General features: G+C 69.0%; 10 protein-coding genes and 1 pseudogene. 5 read left to right on the forward strand and 6 right to left on the reverse strand.

Going from position 1 to position 11,699, the window contains the following annotated elements; genetic code table 11:
* The 4 genes and pseudogenes from AC1DY7_RS23790 to AC1DY7_RS23805 all read right to left on the reverse strand — a co-directional run.
* The coding region (locus AC1DY7_RS23790) for a 13E12 repeat family protein (RefSeq protein ID WP_477496196.1) at positions 1–1,141 on the reverse strand (1,141 nt) is incomplete at its 3' end.
* 10 nt (positions 1,142–1,151) lie between these two features.
* Positions 1,152–1,823, reverse strand: a complete 672-nt coding sequence (locus tag AC1DY7_RS23795) for an alpha/beta fold hydrolase (RefSeq protein WP_477496197.1) — start codon at positions 1,821–1,823, stop codon at positions 1,152–1,154.
* A gap of 51 nt (positions 1,824–1,874) precedes the next feature.
* A complete protein-coding gene (locus AC1DY7_RS23800) occupies positions 1,875–2,135 on the reverse strand; it encodes a ribosomal protein L7/L12 (protein WP_477496198.1) in 261 nt (86 codons plus the stop codon).
* A gap of 3 nt (positions 2,136–2,138) precedes the next feature.
* Positions 2,139–3,516 (reverse strand): annotated as a pseudogene (locus tag AC1DY7_RS23805) (amidase).
* Between the two features lie 54 nt (positions 3,517–3,570).
* Here AC1DY7_RS23805 and AC1DY7_RS23810 point away from each other — a divergent pair.
* The gene (locus tag AC1DY7_RS23810) at positions 3,571–4,008 is read left to right on the forward strand and encodes an HIT family protein (RefSeq protein WP_477496199.1); all 438 of its coding nucleotides are present in this window, start codon (positions 3,571–3,573) and stop codon (positions 4,006–4,008) included.
* Between the two features lie 3 nt (positions 4,009–4,011).
* Complete coding sequence (locus AC1DY7_RS23815) at positions 4,012–4,455, forward strand: nitroreductase family deazaflavin-dependent oxidoreductase (RefSeq protein ID WP_477496200.1); 444 nt, start codon at positions 4,012–4,014, stop codon at positions 4,453–4,455.
* Here AC1DY7_RS23815 and AC1DY7_RS23820 read toward each other — a convergent pair.
* Positions 4,452–5,507, reverse strand: a complete 1,056-nt coding sequence (locus AC1DY7_RS23820) for an LLM class flavin-dependent oxidoreductase (protein WP_477496201.1) — start codon at positions 5,505–5,507, stop codon at positions 4,452–4,454. The genes AC1DY7_RS23815 and AC1DY7_RS23820 overlap by 4 nt on opposite strands.
* A gap of 7 nt (positions 5,508–5,514) precedes the next feature.
* The gene (locus AC1DY7_RS23825) at positions 5,515–6,348 is read right to left on the reverse strand and encodes a uracil-DNA glycosylase (RefSeq protein ID WP_477496202.1); all 834 of its coding nucleotides are present in this window, start codon (positions 6,346–6,348) and stop codon (positions 5,515–5,517) included.
* Positions 6,349–6,417: 69 nt separating this feature from the next.
* On the opposite strand from AC1DY7_RS23825, the gene tap reads away from it, so the two are divergent.
* The 3 genes from tap to AC1DY7_RS23840 all read left to right on the forward strand — a co-directional run bounded on the left by tap (position 6,418) and on the right by AC1DY7_RS23840 (position 11,697).
* A complete protein-coding gene (tap, locus tag AC1DY7_RS23830) occupies positions 6,418–7,656 on the forward strand; it encodes a multidrug efflux MFS transporter Tap (RefSeq protein WP_477496203.1) in 1,239 nt (412 codons plus the stop codon).
* 63 nt (positions 7,657–7,719) lie between these two features.
* Entirely contained in the window at positions 7,720–10,329 is a 2,610-nt protein-coding gene (locus tag AC1DY7_RS23835; protein ID WP_477496204.1) for a LuxR C-terminal-related transcriptional regulator, read from the forward strand.
* Positions 10,330–10,338: 9 nt separating this feature from the next.
* Positions 10,339–11,697 (forward strand): FAD-binding oxidoreductase, encoded by a 1,359-nt coding sequence (locus AC1DY7_RS23840; RefSeq protein WP_477496205.1) that lies wholly within the window; start codon positions 10,339–10,341, stop codon positions 11,695–11,697.
* Positions 11,698–11,699 lie beyond the last annotated feature (2 nt).

Raw genomic sequence — 11,699 nt, forward strand, 5'->3', positions numbered from 1 at the left:
TCCCATGGTGTGCCTGACACCCCGACGCCGGAACCCGGCACCCCGGAAACGTGCAGCCCCGATGCTTGTAGATCAACACCAGGCGCTGATCCGGACTCGCGCAACGGCGGGTCCGCCCAAAATGCAACGGCTGACCCGATACGTCGTCGAACACARCCAGACACCACCAGGCGTGCGACGCCATCCGGATCACATCACGCATCGGGACGCGTGCCCCGCCCGCGGTGACCGCGTGCCCGRCCACCGCCGCCATCTCGGCCACCGTCGMCCCGAGCACCACCGTCACCGGCAACCCGTTGTGCTGGCCCAACTCCCCGSAGGCCAGCGCGTTGCGGGCCACCGTGATCAGCGCATCGTGCTGGCGCTGTCCCAGCGTGCGACCGTCATTGTCGATGGCTACTTGGGATGGTGTGCCTTTCGTGCACGCAGCCTCATCCTCGGGRTTGCACATCCCCGGGCCGGCGAGTYTGCCGAATATCGGTTCCAGATACGCCCGCCCCTCCGGGGTGAGCGTGCCGTGGAAATCGCTCATCCCCTCCTCATCCTGGGGACCCAGCACAATCTTGCGCCGCTCCTCACGACGAGCCGCGACCTCGTCGTCATTGGGTTCTGGTCCGTCCGGATCGAGGACCTCCAGCAGATGCTTGGCCAAGCGGCGCAGGGTGGCCGGGTCATGCACCGCGGCCAGACCCGCCAGCCGTGCTTCGGCGTCGGCGCGGGTCGGCTCATCCACCCCGAACGGGATYTTGCCCATCGTGGCCGTGATGATCCGGACATGCTCACCGGTGATCTCACCCCGGGCTTGGGCGGCCGAGGTCACCGGATACACCGGCTGCAGAGCTTCACCGGTCAGGCCGCGCCGCGGCGCGAGCACCTCACCCTCGCTCAACCGCCGACCCGCCTCACCCTCCGACAGCCGCAACCGGATGCCCAATGCGTCGCGCCACGTACGCGCCCCCARATCAGCCGGGCCGGCTTGGGCTTTCACCGCGGCCATCACCCGATGCTGCACCGCCGGGATCTGSCGRTACACCCGCTCCAACGCGGTCTGCACATCCAACAACACAGCCACCGAGGCGTCCTCGAACCCGGCGGTAGACAACGTGTCCATCACCGCGACCAGATCGACAACACCCTCCATGCTCCGAACACTAGTACGAACCACCGACAACAACCCGAGTTATCCACAGTCCCGACACGACATCCACCCATCGCTCTGGATGCGTGCACCAGAAGTTGTGCGCGACACCGTCAACCTCGCGAAAGTGCCCGCCCGGAACAAGGGCCGCGAGTTGCCGCAGCGGCCAGTCGGGACGGATATCCAGGGCGGCCGCCAGGAATGTCATCGGTACGTCCGTGTCGGCCAATTGCCGGAACAGGGCCGGTTCGTGGATCCACTCTGCGAAGGACGAATTGAGCGCTTCGTGCACCGCAGGTTCCCATTCGATGTCGAATTCGTCTTCGGTGTGACGGGCCGCGGAGTAGATCGCCGACCACGTACGGTCCTTGTGCAATCCGTGGCCGGCAATACCGACCACGGCCCGAACCCGGCCGGGATGGTCCAGTGCGTAGCGGATCGCCAAATCCGATCCGAAGGAATGGCCTAATACGATCCAGGATTCCACGCCCACCGCCGCCCTGATCGTTTCGAGGTCGGCGACGGCCTGCGCGAGATCATGAGGTCCGCCCTCCGAGCGGCCCACGCCGCGCGGTTCGGGAAACCAGGCACGCACGCCACGAGGCGCCAACGCGTCCGCCGCCAGATAGTTCACACAACCGGGCCCACCGGACAACACGACGACGTCGGGCCCCTCTCCCGTCACGCCGACATGCAGGAGAACGCCTTTCGACCGGACGCCGATCGCCCGCACAAGTCAGCCCAGCCGATCGACGATGTCCTTGGCTTCCTTCAAAGTCAGACCGGTCTCTTCCCGCAGTACCTTGATGGCTTGGATCTTCTTGCCCTGGAACGCAAGATCGCGCACCGTCGCGCTGGCCCAGGTTTCATTGGCGGTGCCTACCGGCCGCGGCGGGACGGCGTGGCCCACCACCCGTTCCAGTGCCGCCACCCGGCGTTCGAGTTCCTCGACCCGCCGCTGGAGATCGCCTTCGCTTCCGCCACCGAACAAACCCATGGGTCAAGTGTGCACCGGAGGCCGTCGATGCGCCCACGGCCTGGCCGCCTCGATCTGCCCGCCCAGCGACAACAGCGTCGCCTCATCGTGTGGGCGGCCGATCAACTGGATCGACGTAGGCACCCCGTCGGCGTCGAGCCCCCACGGCACCACAGCGGCGGGTTGTCCGGTGACGTTGCACATCGCCTGGAACGGCACCCGGGAAGCCACCCGCGCCAGCGTCGAGATCGCACCGCGGCGCTGATAATGCGCCGATCCGGGACGGACCGGTGGCCGCACCGGGGGTGATGACCACGTCGACATCGTCGAAGATCGACAGAATCCGCGCGGCGATGGCCGGCTCGGCGGCCCGGATCGCCACCATCCGGCGCTCGGAGAACAAGCCACCGATACGCGCGAAAGCCTTTGTCCGGGAATCCAGCCGGTCGGGGTGGGGCAACGTCCGGACGTCCTCGTAGACACCACGGAAATAGCGCGGCAGCGCGTGCCCGTAACCCACAGAAGCCGGGTAGTCCGGATCACGATCGATGACGTCGTGGCCCAATTCTCGAAGCAGCACAACGGCTTCGGCCACCGCCGCACGCTGCGCAGCCCCGACTCGCGCGGTCACGCCGGGCGGCACCTTGACGCTCACCGCGATCCGCAACCGGCCCGGCCTGCGCGCCGCCGCGGCCACGAAATCTGAACCCGGCGCGGTGACGTCGAGAAATAATGCCGCGTCCTCCACGGTGCGGGCGATGGGACCGTTGACCACCAGCCCGCACCAGGAGTTCTCGTGCGGTGCCGTCGGAACCCGGTCCCGTTGGGGTTTGATCCCGAACAGCCCGCACCACGTGGACGGCACCCGGATCGAACCCATCCCGTCGGACCCCAGCGCGAGGGAAGCCAGGCCCGCGGCCATCGCCGCGCCACTGCCCCCGCTGCTGCCGCCGGGGGCGAAGTCGGGATTCCACGGATTGCGCGTCGCCCCGTAGGTGAGCGTCTCGGTGAAAGACCAGATCATCATCTCGGGCACCGACGTCTTCCCGAGGATGATCGCGCCTGCGGCCCGCAGCCGCCGTACGACTTCGGCATCGGCGGTGCGCGCCGGGCCGTGCGCACTGCTGCCGTAGGTGGTCACCTCTCCCGCGACGTCGGTGTCATCCTTGATCGCCATCGGCACACCGAGCAGCGGCAGCCGCTCCCCCGCATCCAGCCGGGCCTGCGCCGTAGCCGCCTCCGCCCGCGCAGAATCGGCGAGAACGACGCGGTACGAACGGATTTCCGGATCGATCCGGGCGATCCGGTCCAGGAACAGCTCCAGCAGTGCGGGCGCGGTGAGGGTTCCGGCGGCCAGCATCCGGGCATGTTCGGCCGCGCCGGCGAACGCGATGTCGCTCATTGCCGCAACGGTAGCGCTCACACATCGTGCGCAGGGGCGTACTACCGTGACCAGATGCCTTGCGTGTTCTGCTCCATCGTCGCCGATGACGCCCCCGCCATCCGGATCCATGAGGACGACGACTACCTCGCGTTCCTCGACATCCGGCCGTTCACCCGCGGCCACACCCTGGTGATCCCGAAACGGCACACCGTGGATCTGACCGACACTCCACCCGACACCGTGGCCGGTCTGGCTGCCCTCGGGCAACGCATCGCGAAGGCTGCGCGGGTGTCAGGCCTGCACGCCGACGGCAACAACATCGCCATCAACGACGGCAAGGCCGCCTTCCAGAGCGTCTTCCACATCCACCTGCATGTGCTGCCCCGGCACACCGGCGACAAATTGTCGTTCGCGAAAGGCCTACTGGTGCGCCGCGATCCGGATCGGGAGGAGTCCGCACGCCTGCTACGTGCGGGGTTGGCGCGCCTGGACGAAACCGCGCAGGATTGACCCATGAAACATCTGTCCCCGATCGAGCAGGCCGGTCTGCGCGTACTGCACCTGCACGACCTGCTGTATCAGAAGACCAACGGCCTGATCGGCCACCGGGTCCCCGGCTTACCGAACAGTCTGTTGCTGCACACCGTCGGCGCGAAAACCGGGCAGGCGCGCATCAACACCCTCAGTTATGCGCGCGACGGTAAGGACTACCTGGTGGTCGCGTCCATGGGCGGCGCACCCCGCTCGCCGGGCTGGTACCACAATCTCAAGGCCAAGCCTGCCGTCGAAATCAACGTGGGCACAAAGCGACTCGCGGTCACCGCGCGTCCCATCCTGCCCGACGATCCGGACTACGCGCGGCTGTGGCAGCTGGTGAACAAGAACAACGCCAATCGCTATGAGGCGTACCAGAAGAAGACCAGCCGGTCCATCCCGATCGTCGCGCTGACGCCCTAGAGGAGCTCTTTCGCCAGCAGCTCCAGCGTCGTCTCCCTGGCCGGCGCTGCGGCGGCGTAGCTGCCCCGGTATGCCGAGCCGACCGGGCTGACCATCACCTCATCCACATCGAATTCGGCTGCCAGGGACCGGATTTGATCAGCGGCCTCGGCCGGGTCCCCGACCACCGTGCGGGCCCGGCCCGAGTCGATGATCAGCTGCTCCTGCGCCGACACGGTCGCGGCGAGAGCATCTTCCACCAGGTCCAGCGGCCCCAGCGGACGGCCGGTGCGCAGCCGCCCCATCATCTGCAGGTTCGGCAGCAGTAGATCCTCGGCCTCGGCGCGGGTCGCGGCCACCGACGCGTTGACGGTCAGGAAGGTCAGCGGCGCGGATAGTTCTGCACTTGGCCGGAATTCGGCACGATAGGTGGCCAGCGCCTCGGCGGTGCCCTGCCCGCTGAAGTGGTTGGCGAACACGTACGGCAGCCCCTTGGCGGCGGCCAGGTGCGCCGAATACATCGACGAGCCCAGCAGCCACAGCTTCGGCTCACTGGCCGCATTCGGCGTCGCCTTCAGCACATAGTCCTGCTGTTGCAGCAGGCCGCCGCGGGATAATTCGACCCGCACGCCACGCGCGCCCATCAGTGCCGCGACGTCGTCGAGATACTGGGGGAACCGCTCGATATCGGTATCGTCACGCCCGGCGGCGCCGCGCAGCGCCACCGATGTCACCGGATCCGACCCGGGTGCCCGGCCGATCCCCAGATCGATCCGGCCCGGCGCGGCCGCCTCCAGCAGCGCGAACTGCTCGGCCACCGCCAGTGGCGCATGGTTGGGCAGCATCACCCCACCCGAGCCCAACCGGATGGTCGACGTCTGGGCCGCCAGATAGGCGATCAGCACCGGCGGGCTGGTGGCCGCCACCGCGGCCATGTTGTGGTGCTCTGCCAGCCAAAACCGGCTGTAACCCAGCCTGTCGGCGGTCTTGGCCAGGGCCGCCGTGGCTGCCAGCGCATCAGCGGTGGACTGGTCGGACCGAACCGGGACAAGGTCGAGCACAGAAAGACGCACGTTGGCGTCAACGCCGCGAGATACCGGAACGTTCCCGAGCGGTCTGGAAAACGTCGTCCAGCATCGCCGGGGTGAGCCTGCCGGTGAACATGTTCTGCTGGCTGGGGTGGTAGCACCCCAGCAACACCCGGCCCGTGGACAGCGTCGCCATCGCGCCGTGGCCGAAGACGGGTTTGGGCGCTCCGGCCAGCTCGTCGGCGAGCAAACCCTGCGCGACCTGCCAGGCGAACCCGCCCAGCGCCACCACCACCCGCACCGACGGCGCCACCAGGCGCCATTCGGCGAGCAGCCACGGCGCACATGCCAGCCGCTCGGCGGGAGTGGGTTTGTTCTCCGGCGGGGCGCACCGCACCGGCGCCACGATCCGCACCCGATTCGCCCGCATCCCGTCGGCCGCGTCGACGCTGAGATCGGAACTGACCAGCCCGGCCCGGTGCATCGCCGCGAACAATTGATCGCCGGAGCGGTCCCCGGTGAACACCCGTCCGGTGCGGTTTGCCCCGTGCGCGGCCGGTGCCAGGCCGACCACCAGCACGCGGGGGCGCGCCGAACCCCAGCCGGCGACCGGCCTGCCCCAGTACGGCTCGTCGGCGTAGGCGCGTCGTTTGGTGACGGCGACCTCTTCCCGCCAGGTGACCAGCCGCGGGCACGCCGCGCACACCGTGCAGGCGGCATCCAGCCGCGCCACCGTCTCCGCGCCGGCGGCCAACGCCGCGACGGCCGCAGGATCGCCGGCCACCGGGGTGGTGGATTTCGCCCGATCCCCGGGCCAGCCCGTGCCGGGCGGTACCGGGGAGGCGAACAACCGGCCGGTGCGCGGATGCGGAAGCCTGCGGGACATGTAGCCATCTTGTCCGAAATTCGATGGCCGGGTACCACGGAGCGCTGTTAGATTCTGCGGCGAGACCCCATGAACACACGCCGTCGCGGCCCCGCGCTGCTCATCCTTTTCGCTGCCCTCATGGCGGGTTCTGGCAACGGCATCTCGATGATCGCCTTCCCGTGGCTTGTGTTGCAGCGCAATGGATCTGCATCGGACGCCTCGATCGTGGCGATGGCCGGGACGCTGCCGCTGCTGGCCTCAACGGTGATCGCCGGGACCGCCGTGGACTACATCGGCCGCCGCCGGGTGTCCATGATCGCCGACGGACTGTCCGCGCTGTCCGTGATCGGGGTGCCGGTCGTCGCGCTCGCCTTCGGCGTGGAATCCATCGACGTCGCGGTGCTGGCAGGCTTGGCAGCCCTGGGCGCCGCATTCGATCCGGCCGGCATGACGGCGCGGGAGTCGATGCTGCCCGAGGCCGCCCAGCGGGCGGGTTGGACGCTGGATCACGCCAACAGCGTGTACGAGGCGGTGTTCAACCTCGCTTACATCGTCGGGCCCGGCATCGGCGGCCTGTTGATCACCACTCTCGGCGGCATCAACACGATGTGGGTCACCGCGGGCACCTTCGGCTTCTCCATCGTGGCGATCGGGCTGCTGCGGCTGGAAGGTGCGGGCAGGCCCGACCGCGATGCCCTGCCCGAACGGGTGTGGGCCGGCGTCGTCGAAGGCTTGTCGTTCGTGTGGAACACGAAAGTGCTGCGCACGCTGGCGATCATCGATCTGACGGCCACGGGGCTCTACATGCCGATGGAGAGCGTGCTGTTCCCGAAGTACTTCACCGATCGCAACGAGCCGGCACAGCTGGGCTGGGTGCTGATGGCGCTGTCGGTGGGCGGCCTGGTCGGTGCGCTCGGGTACGCGGTGCTGTCGAAATATCTGAAGCGGCGCACCACCATGCTGATCGCCGTGATCACCCTCGGGGTGGCCATGACGGTCGTCGCGTTCCTGCCGCCGCTGCCGGTGATCCTGGTGCTGTGCGGCATCGTCGGTTTCGTCTACGGGCCCATCGCGCCGATCTACAACTACGTCATGCAGACCCGGGCACCGCAACACCTGCGCGGCCGCGTGGTCGGGGTGATGGGTTCGCTGGCCTACGCGGCGGGTCCACTGGGACTGCTGATCGCCGGGCCGCTGGCCGATTCCGCGGGTTTGCACGCCACGTTTCTCGCGTTGTCCCTGCCGATGCTGGCGATCGGCGTGGTCGCCGTCGCGCTCCCGTCGCTGCGTGAGCTCGACCGCCCGGCGGGCCCCCACACCGAGTAATCGGGCTGACCAAAAAACCAATATTGCTAGGAATTTCCTGTGCGATCCTCTTAGTCTGCCTATGTGCGTCTGACGTGGCCGTTAACTGGTCGCTCCGAGGAGATCCGGGCGGTCCGTGCTGGGGTGTCGGCCCCCGACTCAGCCGGGATCGTGGTGTGCGGCCCCGCAGGCATCGGCAAGAGCCGCATCGTGCGCGACGCGCTGCAGGGTGCCGAGTACCGCTGGATCATCGGCACCACGTCGGCCCGCGACATTCCGTTGGGCGCCTTCACCGCCTGGACGACATCGGCCGACGACGACCGACTCAAGCTGGTGCGCAGCGTGATCGAGGCGGTGACCGCCTCGCCCGGCGGGCGCCCCGTCATCGTCGCGGTCGACGACGCGCATCTGCTCGACGACCTGTCGGTGTTCGTGCTGCACCAGATCGCCCAGCGCGGCGCCGCCAAGCTGGTGCTCACCGTGCGCGACGGGCGCGACGGGTCCGGAATCCCCGACAGCGTGCGGGAGATCTGGAAGGACCATCCCTTCGATCGCCTCGACGTGCAGCCGCTGGCACCACAGGAATCGGCGGACCTGTTGGCCGCCACCCTGAATGGGCCCGTTGATCCCGAAGCGGCGACTCGGCTGTGGAAGCTGACCCGCGGCAACGCGCTGTACCTGCGCAACATCGTGGAGCAGGAACTCGCCGACGGTCGGTTGGGGGAGCACAACGGGTGCTGGCAGTGGGGCGGTAAACCCGTGCTGCCCAACAGCCTCGTCGAACTCATCGACGCCCGGTTCGGCGACCTGCCGCCCGCGGTCGGCAACGTCATCGATGCACTTGCCGTCGGCGAACCCATCGAACTGGCTGTGCTGCAGCGGATCACCGACCGGGAGTCGGTCGAGGACGCCAACGTCCGCGGACTGATCACCCTGGACCACAGCGATGCCGGCGTGCAGGTTCGGGTGTCGCACCCGCTGTACGGCGAGATGCGCCGGATGCGGTCACCGTCGACGACGCTGCGCCGGCTGCGCGGCCTGGTGGCGACCGAACTGGCGGCCGGGCCCGACGGTGACGATATGGCGGTGGTGGTGCGCCGCGCCAGCCTCAGCCTGGATTCCGACCTGCCCCCCGATGTCGACCTGCTGGTGCATGCGGCGCGGGGTGCGATCTGGCTGGCCGATCTGGCGCTGGCCGATCGGTTGTCCCGGGCCGCCATCGCCGGTGGAGCCGGCCCGGACGCGCACTTCCTGCACACCCACGCGCTCTCCTGGTCCTTCCAGGGCGGTGAGGCCGAAACCGCCCTCGCCGCACTGACCGAACTGGACTGGGATGACGGCAACCGCGCCCGGTTCGCGTACCTGCGGGCCACCAATCTGCTGTTCGCGCTGTCGCGCCCGGAGGACGCCAAGGCGCACATCGACAGCGTGTCGGTCGGGCCAGAGGGCCGCGGTTGGATCGACGCGTTCCTGACGATCTACTGGTACGCCACCGACCAGCCCGAGGCCGCGCTGGAAGCCGCCAAAGCGGTCTCGCTGGCCGACCTGCCCGGCGTGGTGGGCGCCGAAACCGCCTTCGCGCTGACCGTCATCACCGCGGACGCCGGGCGCACCTCCGAGGCGCTCAAGACCGCGGAGACCGGGTACGCCGCCGCGGTCCGCGCCCACGACGCGCCGCCGATGCGGTTCAACATCGCCGACGCGGAACTCAGTGCCCTTCTTCTGGCCGGCCGGCTCGCCGATGTTCAGCCGCTGTCCGACCGTGTCCGCGGACAGTCCGCGGAACTACCCGGTGCCGCCCACGCACTCGGCGCGGCCATCGCCGGCCGTGCGGCGCTGGGCACCGGACGCTTGCGTGAGGCCTGCAGCCTGCTCGAGCGAGCCGCCGCGGCCTTCGCCGCCAACCACTCCACCGGGTGGGGCTACCGGTACAACGTCGTGCGCGCCACGGCACTCGCGATGCACGGCCGGGGTGAACAGGCTGCGAAGATCCTGGACGACATCGACGCCCAGCAACGGCCGTTCCGGTCGCTGGACTACGAACGCAGCATCGCCCGGGCCTGGGTGGCCGCGGGCCAGGGTGTGGCGAGCGAGGCCGCCGGGATCCTGGCGGAGGCAGCCCGAACCGCCGCGGGCAAGGGCCAGTTCGCCGCCGAGGTGATGTGTCTGCAGCTGGCCACCCAGTTCGGCGAGCCCGCCCATGCGGACCGGCTGGCCGAGCTGGCCGCCGTGACCGAAGGTCCGCGCGCCGGCCTGGCCGCCCGCCTCGCCGCCGCCCTGCGTGACGACGATGCCACCGGATTGAGTGCGGTCTCAGACGATTTCGAGGCGATGGGTGATCTTGCGGCGGCCATGGACGCCGCCGCCCACGCCGCGATCGCGCACCGCAACCACGATCGGCGTGGTTCGGCGCTGAGCTGTTCGGTGCGCGCCGAGGCGCTGGGCGAGCAGAGCGGGGTGATCACACCGGCGCTGTTGGACGCCGCCGACCCGTTCCCCTTGACCGAACGCGAATGCGAGATCGTGGCCCTGGTCGCCTTGCCGCTGCCCACCAAGTCGATCGCCGAACGGCTGCACCTGTCCGCGCGCACCGTCGAAGGCCACGTGTACCGGGCCATGGCCAAAACCGGCACCGCCACCCGCGAGGAGCTGGCCGAACTGTGGCGCAAGAGGCGCAGGCCCCCACCGACCTAGACTGGCCCGGTGAGCCTGGACAGCCTGATCGCTGCACTGCCTGAGGGCACCGTGGTCACCGACCCCGACATCGTCGCCTCCTACCGCCAGGACCGTGCCGCCGATCCCGACGCCGGGACCGCGTTGGCCGTGGTCCGGCCGACCCGCACCGAAGAAGTTCAGGCCACGCTCCGCTGGGCCAGCGGGCACGGGATCGCGGTGGTGCCCCGCGGCGCCGGAACCGGACTTTCCGGCGGTGCGACCGCGCTCGACGGGGCCATCGTGTTGTCCACCGAGCGGATGCGCGACATCACCGTCGACACCGCCACCCGGACCGCCGTCGCCCAGCCCGGTCTGCTCAACGCGGAGGTGAAGAAGGCGGTCGCAGCCCACGGGCTGTGGTACCCACCGGATCCGTCGTCGTTCGAGATCTGCAGCATCGGCGGCAACATCGCCACCAATGCCGGCGGGTTGTGCTGTGTGAAGTACGGCGTCACCACCGATTACGTGCTCGGCCTGCAGGTGGTGCTGGCCGACGGCACCGCGGTGCGTCTCGGCGGCCCGCGGCTCAAGGACGTCGCGGGGCTGAGCCTCACCAAACTGTTCGTGGGTAGCGAGGGCACCCTCGGCGTCATCACCGAGGTGACGCTGAAACTCCTTCCCGCCCAGCACAGCCCGTGCACGGTGGTGGCGTCTTTCGACTCGGTAGAGGCGGCGGCGCGAGCGGTGGTGACCATCACGGGCAAGATCCGCCCGTCGATGCTGGAGTTCATGGACTCCGTCGCCATCAATGCCGTCGAGGACAAACTGAAGATGGGACTGGACCGCAACGCCGCGGCGATGATGGTGGCCGCCTCCGACGAGAAGGGTCCGGCGGGCCACGGCGATGCCGAGTTCATGGCCCGCGTCTTCACCGAAAACGGTGCCACCGAAGTCTTTTCGACCTCCGACCCCGACGAGGGCGAGGCGTTCGTGGCGGCCCGCCGGTTCGCGATCCCCGCGGTTGAAGCCAAGGGCTCGCTTCTCCTGGAGGACGTCGGTGTCCCGCTGCCCGCACTGGCCGACCTGGTCGCCGGCATCGAGAAGATCGCGGCACAGCGCGACGTGTTGATCTCGGTGATCGCGCACGCCGGCGACGGCAACACCCACCCCCTGATCGTGTTCGACCCCGCCGACGCCGACATGGCGCAGCGCGCCGCGCTCGCGTTCGGCGAAATCATGGATCTGGCTGTCACCTTGGGCGGCACCATCACCGGCGAGCACGGCGTCGGCCGGCTCAAACGGCCCTGGCTGGCAGGGCAGATCGGACCAGAGGCAATGGAACTCAATCGGCGGATCAAGGACGCACTGGACCCGGCAGGCATCCTCAACCCGGGCGCGGGGATCTAGCC

This window comes from Mycobacterium sp. P2_H7 (assembly GCF_056403275.1).

Coding starts and splice junctions, on each gene's coding strand:
- AC1DY7_RS23810 (WP_477496199.1), top strand. CDS start 3,571: ATGCCTTGCGTGTTCTGCTCCATCGTCGCCGATGACGCCCCCGCCATC.
- tap (WP_477496203.1), top strand. CDS start 6,418: ATGAACACACGCCGTCGCGGCCCCGCGCTGCTCATCCTTTTCGCTGCC.
- AC1DY7_RS23800 (WP_477496198.1), bottom strand. CDS start 2,135: ATGGGTTTGTTCGGTGGCGGAAGCGAAGGCGATCTCCAGCGGCGGGTC.
- AC1DY7_RS23815 (WP_477496200.1), top strand. CDS start 4,012: ATGAAACATCTGTCCCCGATCGAGCAGGCCGGTCTGCGCGTACTGCAC.
- AC1DY7_RS23825 (WP_477496202.1), bottom strand. CDS start 6,348: ATGTCCCGCAGGCTTCCGCATCCGCGCACCGGCCGGTTGTTCGCCTCC.